This window comes from Lysobacter sp. A286 (genome assembly GCF_054052105.1).
The window spans coordinates 176,355-195,705 of the sequence record NZ_JBSVRJ010000002.1 but is presented as its reverse complement, the minus strand read 5'-3'; the positions used below and the strand labels follow the sequence as shown (position 1 = coordinate 195,705).

The 19,351-nt window shown below is 64.1% G+C and carries 22 protein-coding genes; 9 read left to right on the top strand and 13 right to left on the bottom strand.

From position 1 onward, the window contains the following. Nucleotides 1-57: 57 nt before the first annotated feature. From ACW7G0_RS11115 to ACW7G0_RS11095, 5 genes are all read left to right on the top strand, one after another. On the top strand, nt 58-762 hold the full coding sequence (locus tag ACW7G0_RS11115; protein WP_456961526.1) for a pirin family protein: 705 nt from the start codon (nt 58-60) through the stop codon (nt 760-762). A 98-nt stretch (nt 763-860) separates the two neighbouring features. After that, on the top strand, nt 861-1,433 hold the full coding sequence (locus ACW7G0_RS11110; protein WP_456989670.1) for an NADPH-dependent FMN reductase: 573 nt from the start codon (nt 861-863) through the stop codon (nt 1,431-1,433). 39 nt (nt 1,434-1,472) lie between these two features. After that, complete coding sequence (locus ACW7G0_RS11105; RefSeq protein WP_456989669.1) at nt 1,473-2,411, top strand: rhodanese-like domain-containing protein; 939 nt, start codon at nt 1,473-1,475, stop codon at nt 2,409-2,411. 68 nt (nt 2,412-2,479) lie between these two features. Beyond that, nucleotides 2,480-3,373: a pirin family protein gene (locus ACW7G0_RS11100; RefSeq protein WP_456961523.1), complete on the top strand. Its 894-nt coding sequence runs from the start codon at nt 2,480-2,482 to the stop codon at nt 3,371-3,373. Between the two features lie 133 nt (nt 3,374-3,506). Then, nucleotides 3,507-4,040, top strand: coding sequence for a porin (locus ACW7G0_RS11095; protein ID WP_456989668.1), 534 nt, complete (start codon nt 3,507-3,509; stop codon nt 4,038-4,040). 74 nt (nt 4,041-4,114) lie between these two features. Here ACW7G0_RS11095 and ACW7G0_RS11090 read toward each other — a convergent pair whose 3' ends face one another. The 5 genes from ACW7G0_RS11090 to ACW7G0_RS11070 all read right to left on the bottom strand — a co-directional run bounded on the left by ACW7G0_RS11090 (nt 4,115) and on the right by ACW7G0_RS11070 (nt 8,368). Further along, on the bottom strand, nt 4,115-5,062 hold the full coding sequence (locus ACW7G0_RS11090) for a glutathione S-transferase family protein (RefSeq protein ID WP_456989667.1): 948 nt from the start codon (nt 5,060-5,062) through the stop codon (nt 4,115-4,117). Nucleotides 5,063-5,283: 221 nt separating this feature from the next. Next, nucleotides 5,284-6,498: a PQQ-dependent sugar dehydrogenase gene (locus ACW7G0_RS11085; RefSeq protein ID WP_456989666.1), complete on the bottom strand. Its 1,215-nt coding sequence runs from the start codon at nt 6,496-6,498 to the stop codon at nt 5,284-5,286. 171 nt (nt 6,499-6,669) lie between these two features. Beyond that, complete coding sequence (locus tag ACW7G0_RS11080; RefSeq protein WP_456961519.1) at nt 6,670-7,152, bottom strand: DoxX family protein; 483 nt, start codon at nt 7,150-7,152, stop codon at nt 6,670-6,672. Nucleotides 7,153-7,218: 66 nt separating this feature from the next. Beyond that, a complete protein-coding gene (locus tag ACW7G0_RS11075) occupies nt 7,219-7,782 on the bottom strand; it encodes a YceI family protein (RefSeq protein ID WP_456961518.1) in 564 nt (187 codons plus the stop codon). Between the two features lies 1 nt (nt 7,783). Next, on the bottom strand, nt 7,784-8,368 hold the full coding sequence (locus ACW7G0_RS11070) for a cytochrome b (protein WP_456961517.1): 585 nt from the start codon (nt 8,366-8,368) through the stop codon (nt 7,784-7,786). Between the two features lie 299 nt (nt 8,369-8,667). On the opposite strand from ACW7G0_RS11070, the gene ACW7G0_RS11065 reads away from it, so the two are divergent. Further along, on the top strand, nt 8,668-9,261 hold the full coding sequence (locus tag ACW7G0_RS11065) for a YceI family protein (protein ID WP_456961516.1): 594 nt from the start codon (nt 8,668-8,670) through the stop codon (nt 9,259-9,261). Between the two features lie 340 nt (nt 9,262-9,601). Here ACW7G0_RS11065 and ACW7G0_RS11060 read toward each other — a convergent pair whose 3' ends face one another. The 4 genes from ACW7G0_RS11060 to ACW7G0_RS11045 form a co-directional block, all read right to left on the bottom strand. After that, on the bottom strand, nt 9,602-10,996 hold the full coding sequence (locus tag ACW7G0_RS11060) for a carbohydrate porin (protein ID WP_456989665.1): 1,395 nt from the start codon (nt 10,994-10,996) through the stop codon (nt 9,602-9,604). Continuing rightward, the gene (locus ACW7G0_RS11055; protein WP_456989664.1) at nt 10,980-13,526 is read right to left on the bottom strand and encodes a membrane-bound PQQ-dependent dehydrogenase, glucose/quinate/shikimate family; all 2,547 of its coding nucleotides are present in this window, start codon (nt 13,524-13,526) and stop codon (nt 10,980-10,982) included. The genes ACW7G0_RS11060 and ACW7G0_RS11055 overlap by 17 nt, the downstream gene beginning before the upstream one ends. A gap of 9 nt (nt 13,527-13,535) precedes the next feature. Beyond that, entirely contained in the window at nt 13,536-13,955 is a 420-nt protein-coding gene (locus ACW7G0_RS11050; protein ID WP_456989663.1) for a DoxX family protein, read from the bottom strand. A 134-nt stretch (nt 13,956-14,089) separates the two neighbouring features. Then, nucleotides 14,090-14,332, bottom strand: a complete 243-nt coding sequence (locus ACW7G0_RS11045) for a pirin family protein (RefSeq protein ID WP_456989662.1) — start codon at nt 14,330-14,332, stop codon at nt 14,090-14,092. A 278-nt stretch (nt 14,333-14,610) separates the two neighbouring features. On the opposite strand from ACW7G0_RS11045, the gene ACW7G0_RS11040 reads away from it, so the two are divergent. Both ACW7G0_RS11040 and ACW7G0_RS11035 read left to right on the top strand, forming a co-directional pair. Beyond that, on the top strand, nt 14,611-15,039 hold the full coding sequence (locus tag ACW7G0_RS11040; protein WP_456961512.1) for an OsmC family protein: 429 nt from the start codon (nt 14,611-14,613) through the stop codon (nt 15,037-15,039). A gap of 89 nt (nt 15,040-15,128) precedes the next feature. After that, the gene (locus ACW7G0_RS11035; RefSeq protein WP_456989661.1) at nt 15,129-16,340 is read left to right on the top strand and encodes an alpha/beta fold hydrolase; all 1,212 of its coding nucleotides are present in this window, start codon (nt 15,129-15,131) and stop codon (nt 16,338-16,340) included. Nucleotides 16,341-16,417: 77 nt separating this feature from the next. On the opposite strand, the gene ACW7G0_RS11030 is transcribed toward ACW7G0_RS11035, so the two are convergent. Further along, on the bottom strand, nt 16,418-16,576 hold the full coding sequence (locus tag ACW7G0_RS11030; RefSeq protein ID WP_456989660.1) for a hypothetical protein: 159 nt from the start codon (nt 16,574-16,576) through the stop codon (nt 16,418-16,420). Between the two features lie 168 nt (nt 16,577-16,744). Here ACW7G0_RS11030 and ACW7G0_RS11025 point away from each other — a divergent pair, with 168 nt between their 5' ends. After that, complete coding sequence (locus ACW7G0_RS11025) at nt 16,745-17,029, top strand: hypothetical protein (protein ID WP_456989659.1); 285 nt, start codon at nt 16,745-16,747, stop codon at nt 17,027-17,029. A gap of 98 nt (nt 17,030-17,127) precedes the next feature. Here ACW7G0_RS11025 and ACW7G0_RS11020 read toward each other — a convergent pair whose 3' ends face one another. From ACW7G0_RS11020 to ACW7G0_RS11010, 3 genes are all read right to left on the bottom strand, one after another. Beyond that, complete coding sequence (locus ACW7G0_RS11020) at nt 17,128-17,916, bottom strand: metallophosphoesterase family protein (protein WP_456989658.1); 789 nt, start codon at nt 17,914-17,916, stop codon at nt 17,128-17,130. Between the two features lie 404 nt (nt 17,917-18,320). Then, nucleotides 18,321-18,746 carry an antitoxin Xre/MbcA/ParS toxin-binding domain-containing protein gene (locus ACW7G0_RS11015; RefSeq protein ID WP_456989657.1) on the bottom strand — a complete coding sequence of 142 codons (426 nt, stop codon included), beginning with the start codon at nt 18,744-18,746 and terminating at the stop codon, nt 18,321-18,323. A gap of 236 nt (nt 18,747-18,982) precedes the next feature. Continuing rightward, nucleotides 18,983-19,252 (bottom strand): BPSL0761 family protein, encoded by a 270-nt coding sequence (locus ACW7G0_RS11010; RefSeq protein WP_456989762.1) that lies wholly within the window; start codon nt 19,250-19,252, stop codon nt 18,983-18,985. Nucleotides 19,253-19,351: the final 99 nt, after the last annotated feature.

Here is a 19,351-nt window from a genome sequence, read left to right as displayed (position 1 = left end):
CACGCCTCTGGAAACCTAGACTGCAATCATCGAATCCACTCCATGCAGGAAAACATCATGATTGAACGTCGCCCCTTCAACGCCCTCGGCGGAGCCAACCACGGCTGGCTTGACGCCAAGCACCATTTCTCGTTTGCCGAGTACCAGGACCCGGAACGCGTCCACTGGGGCGCGCTGCGGGTCTGGAACGACGACACCATCCAGGCGGGTACCGGCTTCCCTCCCCACGCACACGCCGACATGGAAATCATCACCTACGTCCGCGAAGGTGCCATCACCCACGAGGACAACCTGGGCAACAAGGGGCGCACCGAGGCCGGTGACGTCCAGGTCATGAGCGCGGGCACCGGTATCCGCCACTCCGAGTACAACCACGAACCGGGTACCACACGGATCTTCCAGATCTGGATCATCCCGAACCAGCAGGGACGCCCGCCCTCGTGGGGCGCCAAGCCCTTCCCCAAGGGCGAGCGCTCAGGACGCTTTATCACCCTCGCCAGCGGCATCGAAGGCGATGGCGATGCGTTGCCGATCCGCACCGACGCACGGGTGCTTGGCGCGACGCTCAAGGCCGGTGAAACCACTGAGTACCACTTTGCGGGCCCCGGCCGCTTCGGCTACCTGGTGCCCGCCACAGGCAAGATCGAAGTCGACGACGTTGTCCTCGATGCACGCGATGGCGCCGCGATCAGCGAAGTGGAAAGCATCCGGGTGAAGGCCCTCGAGGATTCCGAGCTCGTGCTGGTCGATACCGCGGCCTGACCGCCTGCCGCCCACATCGAGTCCGTGCTGATCGTGACCGGTGCGGTATAACTTGCAACGCGACCATAAGGTCGCGTTGCAGCCCAAGGAGACGAATGATGAAAACATACAAAGTCGGCTACCTGATCGGAAGCCTCGCGAAGGAATCGATCAACCGCAAGCTCGCCCAGGCGTTGGTCAAGCTTGCGCCGCAGCAGCTCCAGTTCCACGAGATTTCCTACAAGGACCTGCCGCTGTACAGCTATGACTACGACGCCGACTACCCGGAGGTCGGAAGCAAGTTCAAGGAAGCCATCGAAGGCTCCGATGCGATCCTGATCGTTACCCCGGAGTACAACCGCTCCATCCCCGGCGGGCTCAAGAACGCCATCGACTGGGCCAGCCGCCCATGGGGCACCAACTCCTTCGCCAACATCCCCTCGGGCGTGATTGGCACCTCGCCCGGCGCGATCGGCACCGCGGTGGGCCAGCAGCACCTGCGCAGCATCCTCGGCTTCCTCAATTCGCCGCAAATGAACTCGCCGGAGGCCTACATCCAGTTCACTGACGGCTTCCTCAACGACGCCGGCGAGGTCGCCGATGCATCAACCGCCGAGTTCCTGCGCGGCTATCTCAAGGAGTTCCACGAATTCGTTGCGCGCGTGTTGACAGTTCTTCCGCGCGGCGCGTGATGCGCCCGCGGACATGACGGAGGTGGCACGGGCCCGACCATGGAGGCACTGAACGAACTGCTGTCGATCTACGGTCTGTGGCTCGTTTTCATCGTCGTCCTGCTCGACCAAGGCGGGATCCCGATTCCCGCCTGGCCGCCGCTTGTGGTCGCCAGCGCGCAGGCCACGGAGCGCCTGGAACCCGTGTGGCCCATTCTGCTTGCGGCCACGGCGGCGGCGCTGCTGGCCGACATGCTGTGGTACTTCGCCGGGCGTCGGCACGGCGCCCGGATGCTGCGCCTGATCTGCCGCGTCTCGCTCTCTCCCGACAGCTGCGTGTCCAGCACGCGCGCGATCTACGCGAAGTGGGGTCCGCCCTCGCTGATACTGGCCAAGTTCATCCCCGGCTTCGCCGCGGTCGGCACCACGCTGGCCGGGCACCAACGCACGCCGCTGGGCCGCTTCGCGATCTATGACGGCACCGGGGCCATGCTCTGGGCCGGTGTCGCGATCGCCACGGGCGTGGTGTTCCACGACGCAGTCAACGAAGCACTGCTGACCCTGGAGTCTCTGGGGCGCGTCGGAATTGGCCTTGTGCTGGTGGCGCTGCTGGTGTTCGTCCTGCGCAAAGTCTGGAAGCGCCACCTGTTCCTGCGCGAACTGCGCATGGAACGTATCTCCGTGCCCGAGCTGCATGCGTTGATGGAGCATCCCGAAAGGCCGCTCGTCGTGGACGTCCGCACCGACGCCGAACGTGCCGAAACCGGATGGATTCCCGGCGCGGTCCACGCGACCCGGGTAGCCGATCTGGTGTCCCGCGTCAGCGGCGAAGTGGTGGTCTATTGCGACTGCCCGAACGAAGCTTCAGCCGCACGCGTGGCCAGCCAGCTCAAGCAGCTCGGCTTTGGCCGCGTACGACCGCTGGCGGGTGGACTGGAAGCCTGGCGTCTGCACGGCCTGCCAATGGAGACCCTCCGGCCTCAACCGGATGACGCCTAACCACCGCCACATACCGTTGCTGCAATCGTCGTCCACTGCAGCTCGCCCACCCTGTCAGGAGGTTTCCCATGATTGAACTCATCATCCAGCAGCGCCGCCGCGACCTGGGCGCCTTTGAAGTCGGCCGCGTCTTGCCGTTCTCCAAGCGCCGCATGATCGGTCCCTACATCTTTTTTGATCGAATGGGCCCCAAGCAGATCGAGCGCGGCCTGCCTCGCGAAGCCGATGTCCGGCCCCACCCGCACATCGGCCTGTCGACGATCACCTACCTGTTCGACGGCGAGATCATGCATCGCGACAGCCTTGGCTCCGAACAGCCGATCCGGCCTGGCGAGGTCAACTGGATGACGTCCGGCAGTGGGATCACCCACTCCGAGCGTTTTGAAGAACTCCGCGCCAACGGCGGCCCGATGGATGGCATCCAGGCCTGGGTGGCGCTGCCGAACGAGCGCGAGGAGGTGGACCCAGGCTTCTGGCATTACCCGAGCGAGGCGCTGCCCGTGTTCGACGGGGACGGCATTGTCGGGCGCCTGATCGCTGGACGCCTGGCGGGCATTGAGTCACCGGTGAAGATCGATTCCCCGCAGTTCTACGTGCACTGGCAGGTGCCTGCCGGATCCCGGGTGACGCTGCCGGCGGAATACAGCGAGCGTGCGGTCTATGTCGCCAGGGGTGATGTTGAAGTGGCTGGCCAGCGCGTCGAGGCCGGAAGCATGGCTGTCCTCGCACCCGGCAAGGCGGCGACGGTTGCAGCGCTCCGCGACGCAGTGGTCATGGCGCTGGGTGGTGAGCCCGTCGGATCGCGCTACATCGATTGGAACTTCGTGTCCTCGTCCAAGGAGCGCATCGAACAGGCGCGCGCCGACTGGGCGGGGGGCCGGATGAAGCTGCCCGACCTGGACAACGAAGAGTTCATCCCGCTGCCGCCCAAGATTGGGGCGGCGCCGGAACCAATGTCCTGATCAGCTTGGGAATGGATTGGCTGGTTTTCGGAAACAATGAATATGCTTTTGTCGTCTTTGTTTCGCTATTCGCAACCTCCATCCTTCTTGTCAGCGAGATTCCTCGCAAGAATCCCAAGAAGGAGCTTCCAAAATGAGCAAGACCCCCATCCTCGCCGCTTCCGTTCTCGCCCTTGCCCTTGGCACGCTGTCCCTGGGCGCCCAGGCCGCCGAGCCCACCGGGTTTTATGCGGGCGCCGGCGTCGGCCAGGCGATGGTCGACGAATCATTCGTCGACGATGAAGACGTTGGCTATCAGGTGTTCGGTGGCTACCAGTTCAATCCCTACTTCGGGGTGGAGGCGGCCTACACCGACTTCGGCGAGGTCGACCTGACAGGTAACGTCGGCAAGCTCGAGGCCGATACGTGGTCCCTGGTCGCCGTCGGCACCCTACCCTTCACCGACAAGTTCTCCGGCTATGCCAAGGCCGGCTTCCACAGCTGGGACGCCGAGGTCAGCGCCCCGGGGATCGGTCGCGCCGATGACGACGGTACCGACCCGACCTATGGCCTGGGCCTGCAATACCGCTTCAACGACACCGTCGCGCTGCGCGGCGAGTACAGCCGCTTCGAGCTGGACGATGTCGACGTTGACCTGGCGCAGGTGCAGGTGCGGTTCGATTTCTGATCGGGCTGCAAGGCACCTGCTCACGAGGCCGGCCCCGAAACGGGCCGGCCTCGTGCTTCCCGGGGATGGCATGCTCAGAACGGCTGCAGCGGCCCCAGGGGCACCACCCCGGTCGGATTGATGGTCGGGTGGCTCTCGTAGTAGTGCCGTTTGATGTGGTCGAAGTGAACCGTTTCGCCGACCCCGGGGACTTCCATCATCCGCACAGTGAACGCATGCAGGGCCGGGTAGTCGGCGATCCTGCGCAGGTTGCACTTGAAGTGTCCGTGGTAGACCGGATCGAAGCGCACCAAGGTCGTGAACAGGCGGATGTCGGCCTCCGTCATCAGGTCGCCAACGAGCCAGTTCCGGGTTGAAAGACGCTCCTCGAGCCAGTCCAGTGTTTCGAACAGAGGCCGGACCGCGTCCTCGTACGCGTCTTGGGTGGTGGCGAAGCCGGCTCGGTACACCCCGTTGTTGACGGTCGCATAGACCCGCGCGTTGACCGCGTCGATCTCCTCGCGCAGTGGCGCCGGATAGTAGTCGCCCGGCTTCGCGCCCAGAACGTCATACGCCGCATTGAACATGCGGATGATCTCGGAAGACTCGTTGCTGACGATGGTGTCCGTGGCCTGGTCCCAGAGCAGCGGCACCGTCACCCGACCCGTCATCCCGGGTCGTGCCCGGGTGTAGAGCTGGTGCAGGTACTCCGCGCCCATCACCGGATCAGGCGTGACCCCCGTGCCATTGGCGAAAGTCCAGCCGTGCTCGAGCATGCGCCAGTGCACGACCGACACCGGCACCAGCTCCTCGAGCCCTTTCAGGGCGCGCACGATCAGGGTGCGGTGCGCCCAGGGGCAGGCGTAGCTGACGTACAACCGGTAGCGACCGGGCTCGGCGCGGTGTCCACGCTGCCCATCCGGTCCGACGCCACCGTCGGCGCTCAGCCAGTCTCGGAAGCTGGCCTCCTCGCGCCGGAATTGGCCGTCCTCAGCCGTGTCGTACCACTTGTCGCGCCATTTGCCTTCAATCAACAGGCCCACGGGATTCTCCTGCGTTGTGTGCAATCGTTGGAATGCGAACAGCTGCGTATGAAAGGACGCCCTGTTCGATGACGGCCGTGTCCTGTCGAAGCTGATCGGCCGGCCGACCACGTCGCTGAAGGACTCCGTGGCTGCCACGCCAGAACAGGTCTGATGCCGCTTTGACGAGGTTTGACCACGAAATTCCCGGAGTCAAACCTCGCCCTGCATGATTGGAAGGGTCAGCTTTCGGTCGCCGACGTTGCTTGCTCCGGCGTCAGCTTCAACAACCAACCCTCGCCCTGGCGGGTGCCGTCTTCAAGCAGCCAGATGGCGCCATCGGGGCCCTGTTCAACTTCGCGGATGCGCCGCTGCATGTCGAATCGCTGTGCTTCGCGTGCGCTGTCGCCATCGAACTCGATGCGCACCAGCGACTTCGACGACATGCCGCCGATGAAACCGTTGCCCTTCCACGCCGGGAACAGGTCACCGCTGTAAATCATGAGGCCAGCGGGCGAGATCACCGGATTCCAGCTCACCACCGGCGCGCGGAATTCCGGGCGGGTGTCGTGGTCGGGGATCACGGTGCCGTCGTAGTGGTCGCCATTGGAAACGATCGGGTAGCCATAGTTGGCGCCCTTCTCGATGCGGTTGAGTTCATCGCCGCCCATGGGCCCCATTTCCTGTGCCCACAGCTGGCCGCTGGCGTCGAAGGCCAGGCCGAGGATGTTGCGGTGGCCCAGCGTCCAGATCTGCGCGGTCACGCCGCCCTGGTCGGCGAATGGATTGCCCTCTGCAGGCGTGCCGTCGTCGTTGAGGCGCACGATCTTGCCCAGGTTGGTGCCCAGGTCCTGCGCCGGGTCAAACTCCTTGCGCTCGCTCGAACTGATGAACAGCTTGCCGTCGCTGCCGAAGGCGATGCGGTAGCCGAAGTGGCCGTCGCCGCTCTTCTTCGGGTCCTGGCGCCAGATCACCTCGAGGTTCTCGAGCGCGCCACCACCCTGACCATCGAGCATCAACTTGCCGCGCGCAACCGCGGCACCCATCAGGCCCCCGTCGCCGGGTTCGTTGAAGCTGAGGTAGACCAGTCCGTTCTCGGCGTACCCGGGATGCAGGACGACATCGCCCAGACCGCCCTGGGCCACATGCTTCACCTCCGGCACCCCACTGATGTTGCCGGTCTTGCTGGTCGCCGGGTCGTAGAGGCGCAGCGTGCCCCCCATCTCGGTCACCAGCAGACTGCCGTCAGGTAGGAAAGTCATCGCCCAAGGGGTGTTGAACTTCGTTACTTCGGCAGTGGCGAAGCTGCTGGCCGCTGCGTTTTCAGGTGCGGGGAGTGTCGCCGGTGCGGTCTGCGCCGGCGTTACGACTGCGGCCTCTTCGCCGACATTGCTGTCACAGGCGGTCAGCACTCCGGCGATGGCAGCCACGATCAACATTTGTTTGAACTGGATCATTGTTTGTCCTCGGTGGATTGGAAGGAAACGCCCGGCATGAGTGATTACCCGGGTGATGCCATGGCTCCGAGCAGAGCCAGCTTGTCAATCAACAGGCCCACGGGATGCTCCTATTTTGTGTGCAATCGTTGGAGTGCAAATAGCTGCATATGACAGGCTGCCAAGCTGCGGCTAACGCGTGTGGATTTCCGGATTCGACGGTGATTCCAGCCACGCTCGTAGGCGGGAGCTGGATTGAAGCTTGATGTCCATGCACCTGCTGACCGTTGCTTCGAGCGACCCCTGCGGGTTGCCGGCCGCGTGCCCATTGGCGGTCCTGCAAGCGGTTTCCGCCCCCGCAATCCTTCGGGAATGGACCCATTCATCCATGCTGAAGCCTCCGGCGCCGAGCACCGCGATCACGAACAGGACCATGGTGAACACGCTGGTGCCGGCGAACTCGAGGAATGCCGACTGTGAGATGAAGTCCCAAGGCTGCACGGCCAGCGCCGACAGTCCGAGCACTCCAAGCACGGCAGCGGCATACCGGGTCTTGAAGCCGGCCAGGAGGAACAGAGCGCCGACCCAGTTGAGGATCTCCGGATGCGATAGCTCGATCGAAACGAGGACCGCTGCCGCAAGCAGGCGTAGAAGCAGCGCATTGAAGTCGGTCATGGCGTAATTCCAGTCAGCGTTCGTTTTGTGGGCGCCGCTATGGCGGCTCCCACAGGAGAGATGGCCTCAGGGCGCCAAGCGGAAGGTCACCTTGGTCGACACGGCGACGTTGTTCGGGAGGATCGACAGATCGCCCCAGTCGCCCGCGCCCACGCCGAAGTCCAGGCGCTTGACCGTGGCCTTGCCGGCCAATACGGGGCGATCGCCCGGCGTCCAAGTGATGGTCAGGCTCACCGGCTTCTTGACCCCACTCAGCTCCAGCGTGCCGTCGGCGACGTAGCGGTCATTGCCCAGGCTGCGGAAGCCACTCGCGGTGTAGCGGGCAGTGGCGAACTTCGCCACGTTGAAGAAGGCCGCGGTCCTGAGCGTACCGTCGCGGTCGGCGTTCTTCGTGTCGGCGGTCGCCAGCGGAATCGTCACGTCGAGCTTCGCGTCCTGCGGCGCGGCCGGATCGAAACTCAACCTGGTCTGGAATTCGGGGAAGAGGCCGACGAAGGTCTCACCCTGGTACTCACTGGCGAAGGTCAGTGCGCCCGAGGACTGGACGTAGTCGGCAGCGGCGACGGGGGCCGCGTTGGTGGCGAAGGCGGCGGCCAGCGCCAAGGGAAGGATGCGGTTACGGATGTTCATTTCAGTTCTCCGGAAGGGGTTCGGTGGGCGTGGCAGAACGACGCAGGATGGGGAGCATGCGGCGCAAGGTTTCGTCGCCCTGGAAGATGTGGTGATAGAAGGCGGCGCCGGCGTGTGCCAGCACCAGCAGGAGCAGCAGCCAGAAGCCGTATTCGTGCACTTGGATGGATAGCGCTGCCAGTTCCTCGCTGCGCCCGGCAATCGCCGGCAGGTTGAACTTCTTGAACCACTGCAGCGGATAGCCCGAGGCGGAGTTGAACGCCCAGCCGCTGAGCGGGATCGCGAACATCAGCACGTACAGCGCGATGTGGGTGGCGTCTGCGATGCGTGCCTGCCAGGTCGGCGTGCCGGTCACCGGCTTCGGCGCGCCGGCAAACAGTCGCCAGACCAGGCGCAGCGCAACCAGGGCCAGCAGGGTCAGGCCCAGTGACTTGTGCAGCGCATAGGCGTTGATCTTGGCCGGCGTGGGCGGCATGTCGACCATGGTCAGACCGAGCCAGGCCAGCCACACGATCAGCACCAGGATGGCCCAGTGCATCAGCTGGCTGATGGCGCCCCAGCGGCGGTTGGAATTACGAAGTTGCATGGACTGCTCCGTCTTGATCGAGGCGGCTGATCCGCGACGAAGCCATTCTCAGTGTCTCAAAGGGGACGATAAAGAGGCGGGAAGAAACATCATTGTTTCTTATTTCATGACAACCCCGCCTGTGTGGCGCGCCCAACGCTTACTCGCAAGTCCACGGCCATTGACTCCGATTTAGGGACATTCTTGTTCCAGTAAGCGGCTTTATCCACGAAACGAGAACAATATCCTTGTCCAAGTGGTCGGCAACTGCTGTCTCGACCTATCGCCACCCGTCTTAAACCACACAACTGGAGCTTTCCATGAAAAACCGTCTTTCCCGCAGCATCCTCGCCGTCGCACTGCTCGCCTCTTCGGTCTACGCGTTTGCCGCGCCGGTGACCTACAAGATCGACCCGACCCACACCGACGTCGTGGCCCAGTGGAACCACTTCGGGTTCTCCAAGCCGATCGCGCACTTCGGCCAGGTCGACGGTTCGATCACCTACGATCCGGACAATGTCGCTGCTTCCAGTGTCGAGGTCGTGCTGCCGCTGGCCGGACTGTCCTCGCACGTGGCCGCCTTCGACGACCACTTGCGCAGCGCCGACTTATTCGACGCCGAGAACTTCTCCCACGTCACCTTCAAGAGCACGTCCGTGAAGGCGAATGGCGCCGGGAAGCTGGCCGTTACCGGTGACCTGACCATCAAGGGCATCACCAAGTCCGTGGTGCTGGATGCCAGCATCAATCAGATCGCCGAGAACCCGATGAACGGGCAGCCGACCGCGGGTTTCGACGCGGTTGCCACGATCAAGCGCACGGACTTCGATCTGGGCATGTTCGCGCCGAACGTGAGCGACGAAGTGCAACTGCGCATCACTACGGAAGCATCTGTGCCGAAACAGAGCCAGTAACCGAACTTGCTTGTGGACAAGGCCGTCGTATCCATGAGGAGCGACGGCCTTGCTTTGTCCGGATGATCCGTCGAGGGTGACGCCACAAAGCATGCCGGCCCAGGCTTTACTCAGCCCGCGCTTAGGATCTCGGAGACCAAAGCCTGGCGGAGACTTGAGAAGCGTCGTCTGAATCAACTTATCAAGCGCCCTTCTGCTTCTGGGGAGCCAATTAGCTCCCCCGGGGCTGACGCGCTCCACGCGCAAGTAGGTCGGGACAGTCTGCGGATCGAGACTGACTAAACGTGGGGCATCTTTTCCGCCGCAGCGCGGAACATGGGGCGGCTCGTCCGTACAGGCGTCAGAGCCGAATGACCATGTGCAGCCCCAGCACCAGGGCATTGCTGCGATCGTCGTTGCCGCCGGGCTGCACGATGTACTGCAGGTTGGGCTGCAGCAGCAGCCACGGCGTGGCCTGGATGCCGTAGTCGACCTCGATCACCGTTTCCCAGTGCTGCACCGGCACACTGCCCGGAACCATGCGATTGCGATCCTGCTGGTAGCGCATGAGCCGCAGGTTGGTCGGTGACCAGGCCACCATGAAGGCGGCGTAGTCATTGGGGCGTGACGCGAACGGCCCGCGGTACAGGCCGCCCACGATGGCGAAATGGCGGAACCGCGCGGTCGCGCTGTCGCCGACGCCGGCGATGCCCCCGAACGACAGCCCCCGGTCCGGGTTGCCGGGGTCCGGTCGGTACACCACCTGGCGCCCCATGACATAGCCGCCGTGGCGCCCGCCGTGCTGCAGGAAAGGCTGCCCGGTGAGGCCGGCCGGGCCGCCGTCGATGTCGGTGTGCACATCCGGGGTGGTTGCGCTGTTGTAGTAGACGCCGATCGCAATCAGTCCCTCCAGTCTGTCCGGCGCGCGCTGCCAGCCCAGCTCGATGGGGTAGAAGTTGCCGTCGTTGTCGAGCGACAGGTCGAAGCCGTCGTCGGTGCCGCCATCGGGATTGTTCCGGTAGACGCCGGTGTTGATGTAGAAGCGGTCGGTGGGCCAGTACTTGATGCGCGCGCCCCACTGGCTGACCGGGCCGTTGATCGCGCCGCTGTTGATGGTCATCGCGTTCGCATGGCCGCAGATGACCACGTTCTGGAACTTGCAGAAGGCATCCAGGCGCGCCAGGTCGTTGCCCAGCGGCGACCAGCCCAATTGCACCGTCAGCCGGCCGTCGTCAAAGTGCTGCAGCCAGTTGAGCTGGCTCAGGCGCAGGATCTGCGCGTTGGTGTACAGCTGCTGCACCGAAAACTGGTTGTGCAGGACATCGGCGCTGAGGCTGCGCCCGGTGCGGTGGTTGAGCGTGATCTGCACGCGCGCGTCGTCGATCCCGGCCAAGCGCTCCATGTCGAGCAGGGTCTCGAGTTCGAGCTGCTGGGTATAGCGTGCGGTGCGCTTGTCACCGCCGGACAGGTTGCCGGCCACTTCGGCGGCATAGCCTGCATTGAAGATGACACCGGCGTCCTTCCAACGGGTGCGGGCGCCGCCCCAATCGCCACTGAGGGTGTCGCGTTCGCGCCAGTCGGTGGTTTCCTGCGCATGCGCTGGTATGCCCGTGCCCGCTGCGCACAAGGCGAGGAGTGCACAGACGGCTATCGCCAGCGCCGGACGACGCCGATGGCTGCGTCCGCAGCCCCGGGTATCGACGGATTGGATCCCGGTGCTGGCGGCGGCCCTGATCCTGTCAGTCGAGGGCGCCATCGGTTCGACCCTGCGGCAACGCATAGGCGATCACATAGTCGCCGCGGTCGGGCGAGGTGCGTGCACCACCGGCGGTCACCACCACGTACTGGCGGCCGGTATCGGGCGAGACGTAGGTCATCGGCCCCGCTTGGCTGCCGACCGGCAACCGCGCCTTCCACAATTCCTTGCCGGTGCGGCCGTCGAGCGCGCGCAGGTAGTAGTCCTGGGTGCCGGCGAAGAACACCAGGCCGGACTGGGTGGCCAGCGAGCCGCCCAGGGTCGGCATGCCGACCGGGATCGGCAGATGCATCTTGATGCCCAACGGGCCGGTGTCCTGCACGGTACCCAGTGGCACCTGCCAGAGGATCTCGCGGCTGGCCAGGTCGATCGCGGTCATGGTGCCGAACGGCGGCTTCTGGCAGGGGATGCCGAGCTGCGAGAGGTAACGCTCGCGCATCGCACCGTAAGGCGTGCCGTCCTGCGGGACGATGCCCATCTCGATGCCGCTGGCGGAGGTCGGGACGTCCGCGCGCGGCACCATGTAGTTGGCCAGCCCCAGGCGCATGTCGTTGACGAACATGGTGTGGGTGGTCGGGTCGACCGAGACGCCGCCCCAGTTCATGCCGCCCAGCGAGCCCGGCATCTGCAGCGATCGGTCCAGCCCCGGCGGGGTGTACACGCCCTCGTGGCGCAGTGACTTGAACTGGATCCGGCACAGCAGTTGGTCGAACGGGGTGGCGCCCCACATGTCGGACTCGATCAGGGTCTCGTTGCCGATCGAGGGCATGCCGACCGAGTACGGCTGGGTCGGCGCATAGCGCTCGCCGGGCAGGTTGCCCTGCGGCACCGGCTTTTCGACGACTTCGGCGATCGGCTCGCCGGTGAGCCGGTTGAGCATGAAGATCTCGCCCTGCTTGGTGATCTGCACCAGGGCCGGCAGGGTGCCGCCGTTGCCGTCGGGCACGTCGTACAACAGCGGCTGGGCCGGGATGTCGAAATCCCACAGGTCGCGGTGGGTCATCTGGAAGTGCCAGCGCGGCCGGCCGGTGGCGACATCCACCGCGACCACCGCCGATGAATACTTGTCGTCGAGTTCGCTGCGATGGCCGGACCAGAAGTCGGGGGTGGCGTTGCCGGTCGGCAGGTACACCAGGCCGAGTGCGGGGTCGTAGGCCATCGCCGACCACACGTTGGGCGTGCCGCGGGTGTAGGTCTCGCCTTCGGGCGGGCGCAGGGTGGTGGCGGGGTTGCCCGGATCCCAAGCCCAGGCCAGCTCGCCGGTGACTGCGTGGTAGGCACGGACCACGCCGGGCGGTTCGCCGACCGAGAAGTTGTCGGCGACGCGGCCGCCGACGATCACCAGGTCGCCGGCCACCAGCGGGGTCGAGGTCTGCTGGTAGTAGCCGGGCTTGATCTCGCCCATGTCGATGCCGAGGTCGACCGTACCGTTGTCGCCGAAGTCCGCGCACGGTTGGCCGCTGTCGGCATCCAGGGCGATCAGGCGGGCGTCGATGGTGGGCAGGAACAAGCGGCGGCGGCACGTGGCGGATGCGGACAGGGTCTCGACCGCGACGCCTTCGGCGGCCTTCGCGGCGGCAACGGGCTGGGGCATGGGCGCGGCTTCCGCGACCCGGTCCGTGGTGGCGCCAGAGGTTCCAATGTTGCCGGTAGCCGCGGAGGGGGTCGACGCTTGCGACGCGCCGCTTTCCACCTCGCCTGCGTCGGTTGCGCGCGCGGCATCGTCCAGCTCGTAGTAGCCCAGCCCGCGGCAGCGCTGCCAGTTGGGCGCGGTAGCCTGCGGGTCGAAGCGCCACTTCTCCTCGCCGGTGTCGACATCGAGCGCGACCACGGTGCCGTAGGCAGTGCACACGAACAGATCGGTGCCGATCTGCAGCGGCGTGTTCTGGTCCTCGGCGCCGGAGCCGGTGCTCTCGGGGATGTCGCCCGTGCGCGCCGTCCACGCGACCTCAAGCTGGTCGACGTTGTCGCGGTTGATCTGGTCGAGCGCCGCGAAGTGCGTGCCGGCCGTCGTGTTGCCCCAATGGCGCCACTCCTTCTGTGCCTCTGCCGGCGATACCGGTGTCACCGCTGGATATGGGCCGCTGGCCTGCACTATCGGGCTCGGCTGGAACGCCCGAATGCCGGTGGCGACCAAGGCCACGGCGAGCACGGCGGCGACGACCCAAGCGCCGCGATTGCGGGTACCCGTCAGTGCGGGCCAAGCCAGCGCGACCAGCAGGCTCAGCACGCCGAACGCGAACAGCCGCGAGACCAAAGGCCAGAACTCCAGGCCCACGTCCCACAGCGCCCAACCGAGCGTCGCCAGCATCACCAACGCATACAGCCAGGTGCCGGCGGCCCGGCGGCGGAACATCAGCACCGCCGCGACCACCAGACCGATGCCCGCGAGCACGAAATACGGGCTGCCGCCGAGCATCAGCAGCCGGGTCCCGCCGATCGCCATGAACGCCCCGATTAACAGCGTCAGCGCGCCTACGACCGGTACCACCCACCGGGTCCCAGCACCGCTTTGCGGCAGACGACTCACGGACGGCACCTACGATTGACGCCGCATCAACGCGTAGCGACCAGCTCCGGTGACGGCAAGCAGCAGCAAGCCGCCGACGATCGCCAGGTTCTTGTAGAACTGGGTCATGTTCATGGCACGATCGGCGCCTTCCATGGACCAGAACGGATGGCCGATCAGCCCCGTCCCCAGCACGAACAGGGCCATCAGGAGCGTCAGGGGACGCACCCACACGCCGGCGATCAAGGCGAGGGCGACGAAGAATTCCATGATCACCGCAACCGCCACGGCAATCGGTGGTACGGGGGTGCCGATCGACGCCAGATACCCGACCGTTCCCTGGTAATCGATCAGTTTGGACCACCCCGAAATGACGAAGAGCACCATCAGCAGAAAGCGGGCCAGCAGGATCAGCGCATCGCGATGCCGGTCGATCAGGGTGTCGATCATGTGGAATTCCCCTATTGGTTCCCCCAAACAAACCACCGCCGACGTTATCGACGCGTGAAAAGTGCTCCACACTCCCAATCCACGATTGAAAGCGCCAACGCCGCAAATCCCTAGCCCTGGCGGATCTCCTGCTCCTAGCCAAGGCTCTCGCGGTGCACGATCTCGCCGTCGGACAGATAGGTGATGGTCGACAGCCCGATGTGCGGATGCGGGCGAACTTCTGCCTTTCGCGGCAGTCCTGGCGCGAGGTCCTTGGGGCCCATGCGGTCGAAGAATATGTAAGGCCCGACCATGCGTCGTTTGGCGAACGGCAGTATGCGGCCCACCTCGAAGCTACCGAGGTCGCGGCGGCACTGCTGAATGATGAGTTCGATCATCGAAAGACTCCAGTCTTGAACCGAGCGGGTCCGTGGTGCTCCAACTGGCACCAGCATGCAGGTGGATCGGGCCCTCCCAGATACCTGACAAGGCAGCTTCGATCAGCAGACCGAGCGAACGCCAAGCCTCCGTCGACGGTGGACAGCTCAGGCTTTAAGCAATAGCGAACGATGCCCCGTCCGGCTGCAGGAATCTTCAACCACGACCAAACCCATCATAGACAAGCGCATGATGAGACTTCGCAATTCCGCGCCACGCGACTTCGAGGAGCAATGCAATGAGCGACCATGAACTTCCAGCAGGCGATCGCCTTATTGCTCGGGCGACAAGCACTATCGGCACCGACAATTACCGGGTCGATGTAGCGGCTGGCCACCACACCCTCGTCGCAGACGAGCGCAAGGCCCATGGCGGTAGTGACAGCGGACCGACACCCTACGAGCATCTTCTGTCGGGCCTCGGCGCCTGCACCGCGATCACCCTGCGCATGTACGCCGAACGCAAGCAGTGGGAACTGCAGCGGGTGCGTGTCGAACTGCGCTTCATCCGCCATGGCGACGCTGCTCGCATCGAGCGGATCATCGCGCTTGAAGGCACGTTGACCGATGAGCAGCGCGCGCGTCTGGCCGATATTGCCGAACGCACACCCGTCACCCTCACTCTCAAATCCGGCGTGCCGATCGAGACGGAGCTTCGCGGCACATGATGTACCGTTTATAAAAACCCGGAAGAGCAGAAACTATGTCGACACAACCATTCGATTTCACCGGCGCGGATGGCCAACAGCTTTCCGGCATGCTGGACCTGCCGGAGGGTCCGGTATCGTCCTATGCGCTGTTCGCTCATTGCTTCACTTGTACGAAGAACTCGCTCGCTGCGGTTCGGCTCGGCAAGGCACTGACCGCGCTTGGCTATGGCGTGCTTCGCTTTGACTTTACCGGCCTCGGGCAAAGCGGCGGCGAGTTCGCTGACAGCAGCTTCAGCGGCAGCATCGCCGACCTGATCGCCGCCGCCGATGCGATGCGACAGGCGGGGCGGCCGCCGGCATTGTTGATCGGCCATAGCCTGGGGGGCGCCGCGGTTCTGGCGGCCGCCGGTCAGATACCTGAAACACGGGCTGTGGCGACGATTGGCGCACCTTTCGATGTCGACCATGTCACGCGGCTCTTCGCTGGCGGCATCGAGGAACTGCGCGAGAAGGGCGAGGCGGAAGTCCGGATCGGCGGGCGACCGTTCCGGCTCCGCCAGTCCTTCGTCGACGATCTTGCATCCCACGACCAGGGGGAGCGGATCCGGGCGCTCAGGAAACCCCTGCTGATCCTGCATTCGCCGCAAGATTCAATCGTTGGCATCGACAATGCGACGGCGATCTACAAGGCGGCGCTCCATCCCAAGAGCTTCATCTCGCTGGACGGCGCGGATCACCTGCTCACCGATCGCCAGGATGCGGAGTTTGCCGCCACCATCATCGCTGCCTGGTCATCGCGCTCCCTGAAGAGTGCACTGCCGGCGCGCAGCGACGCGCAGTCCGGCGTGGTGACCGTGGCGGAGACCGGTGAAGGCGACTTCCAGGTCGAGGTCAGCGCCGGTGGCGTCCATTTTCTTGCCGACGAGCCGCCCGAGGTCGGTGGCCTCGGGTCAGGTCCCACACCCTACGATCTGCTCGCCGCCGGGCTCGGCGCGTGCACGGCCATGACGCTGCGCATGTACGCGCGCGGCAAGCAACTTCCACTGGACCGGGTGACGGTTACGGTGGGTCATAGCCGGCGAGGGGGAACCGAGCCCTCGGACCTGTTCACGCGGCGTTTGCTGCTGAAAGGCGACCTGTCCGACGAGCAGAGGCAGCGACTAGCGGAAATCGCCGACAAATGCCCCGTGCACCGAACATTGGAAAGGGGCGCTGCGATGGAAACCGAACTCGGCGAGACCATGCCTGATGGAGCCGCCGACAAGCCGGGACAGCACGCACACGACATGGCCACCTCCTCCGACGCCGAAGCATCGTAGAAACCTGCCGCTACGGCACATTCGGCTTTCTGTGCTCCGTACGGTTCCACGATCGCCGGGGGCGAAGGCTCGCAGCCTCAGGCGCCGCGCGGCAACACCGTCAGGACACGGGCGATGAACTCGTGGAATTCCTTAAGGTACTTGCCGAGGAACTCCGCCGTGGAGGCGTCGGCGATTTCGCCGGCGTCGTTGATCATCCCGTCCTTGAACTGGATGTAGGCCTCCGGCGAGTTCATTTGCGGCGCGTTGAGGAAGCCGAGGATGCTGCGCAGGTGGTCCCGCGCGCTTTAGCTTGCTGGTCTGAGGGCGGGCCAACTGCCCCCGGCCGCTTGATCAGATGGGGGCTCGGAGATTTGTGTCAAAACGGCCGACCTCCAGGGTCGTGCGGTCGGTAGCATGGCGTTATGCCTGTGTTCCTCCCGCGCCAATTCTGCTGGCGGCCCTTGTGGGCGGGCATGGTGCGCCTGGATGCCTACGGCTTCTTCGACGGCGACACAGAGGTCGCCCGAGTGACGGCCCGGATCAACAACGATGGGTGGTGGGCCAGCATCAATCGCCACCTAGAACGCGACCGCCAACGCGGCGCCCGGTACAGTCGGATGGACAAGGCATTCCGCGCGGTCGAGAGTTGGGCCGCCGCTAACTCCCGCCTGTTGCCGGGCGGAGACGACTTCAGCGGAGCCCGATAGGCCTGCATCGCCGTCTGCCAGAAACATCCATCGAGCAATATCGACAAGCTGTTGCGTTGACCGGTTGAAACCGCCGCCAGGAGCGGTCGTCCTTGGCTTTACCTGGCGCCAATTTGGACGACGTAGTTCGGGTCGAACCGAGTGTTCTCTGCCTGCCTCGCGCGGTCGGGATAGCCCCGCGGATTGCACACGACGCGGCATCGTCCAACCGAGTAGTCGAACGAGTCGTGCGTGTGACCATGAATCCACAGGTCCGCCTGTGAGACGAGATCCTCGAGGCACGACGCGAACGCGCAGGAGAGAATGTCATCTCGGTAGCGCGAGGCTACGGAACCTAGTGAAGGCGCCATGTGGGTGATGACGACGGTCGGGCCGTCGAACGGCATTGCCAGTCGCTTCCGAAGCCAGAACGCGTGTCTGTCGTGCCATTCGGCGGTGTCAGCCGGGTGAAGAGTGCGATCGCCCTGGTTGGCGAGCCGGATCAGACGGTAGTCATTGATTGCACAGAGCGAGGCCGACATGGCCTCGTGGCGCCGGTCTTCGCCGAAGAGCTCGAAATCTGTCCACAGGGTGCAGCCCAGAAAGCGTACGCCGCCAATAAAAATCTCTTTTTGCTGCAGATACTCGACCGTCGAAGATGTCGCACAGGCCTCCGCGATACCTCGCTCGACGGCGTCGATACGGTTGCCGTAGCCCTCATGGTTGCCGCTGACATAGAGCGTCGGGATACCCGGGAAAGTGTGCTCAGCCCATTGCACGCAGCGCGCGCCACTGTCGATGTCTCCGGCTAGGATCACGACGTCAGGACAACTGACCGCCAAATCGATGCCGACGGGCGTCTCACCCCAGACTTCGCGGTGCAGGTCGGACAGGATCAGCAGGCGCATCGTCGGTAGGCTCCAAGGGACGGCGGCGGCCGAAGTGATCGATCACTGATTGGTACGCCCGCACTCAACCTGCCGATGTTACACAGGGTGGAGTTGCTCCTAAGCTTTACGAAATGCGAGGCAGTGCAGCAATCAACTTCGCGCGTCGATTTCAGGTCCGCTTCGGGTCGGAAGCCGCCCGTTCCCTACCCCCGATAAACAATGTTTCGTCGGCGTCGATCTGGATCATGCGCACACCATGCTGGAGTCCTAAGGTGAGCGCGCAGCAACCCTGGTCAAGGGCGCACGCTGGGTGAAAATCATGCTGAGTAAAATCAAGCGCGCGATCAGCGGCTGCTGCCATGCCATGCGGCTAGTCAACGCAGCTACACGATCTCTTCCATCAGCACTCTGGACGCGCGCCGTTATTGGCCGAGTTGGAAGTCAATGAAACGGGCTATCCTGACAACGCCCACGAGACCGTCATCGAGCATCACCTTCAGCGGCGTCTTGCCCTCCAGTACACGATTGGGGAACTTGACCCAGCCGTACCGCATTTCGGCGTTCTCTGGAAACAGAAGTCGAAGCCCCTTGTGAATGTTTAGCAAGTACCTCGCCCGTTCCAGGGTGTCAGGGGAATCTGGCAGGGTGCGTTCGCCACGTCGGTACGCCGCCAGAACCTTGCGACTCTCAAGACTCATGCCGAGCAGACTCAGCTCTTCCTCGGCACTCAACCCCCACTTCTCGAATAACGTGGCCACAACCCGCGCCAGGTCCTTGTGCATGTCACCAGCCTTGAGATCGTTGATCTGACGTATTTTTTGATGGGATTGCTTACGGGATGAGTTCATCTCTGAATTACGCGCTGAAACACGGGCGTATGGTGGCGGTCTCCTACCGATGTATCCGCGAGCTCGCAACAGCGGGATGCCCATGGTTTGAGCGCATACCGACAATGCAGTTCGGGGTTAGGCCTATCTTGAGCGAGTCGATGGCAACAGCAATTGAGCCTGACAAATTCCCTCTTGCAGAAGCCATACGACGGCTCGACCATACTGGTTTCGGACTATCCCATGCATCCGGAAAACTATTCCTCAGGCCAACTCAGTCTCGTGGAGTAACGAAGGGGGCCTAACCGGCAGTCGTCAGCCCACTCCGGGTGCGCATCGGGATCCTCGAGCCCAACGCCGGTCAAAGGACCGGGATTGGCCATGGACGACACCTGCTCAATGGTAGGGAAGTGTCGCGCGATCTGCACGGCGTTCTGCCTGATGGCGAGAGGTAAGCCTTTGTCTCTCGCGAGTTCGATCAGGAAGCCGCCGGCCCAGACAAGCGCCCGTGACCTTTCGTTTGGCATGGTCATGATTGATCCTCATTTCGATGAAATTGAAGGCAGCATCCCACTAAGCTGTCGCACAGACTGCGACCTTTCCCCGTGAGGGGATCGTCGGTCCAA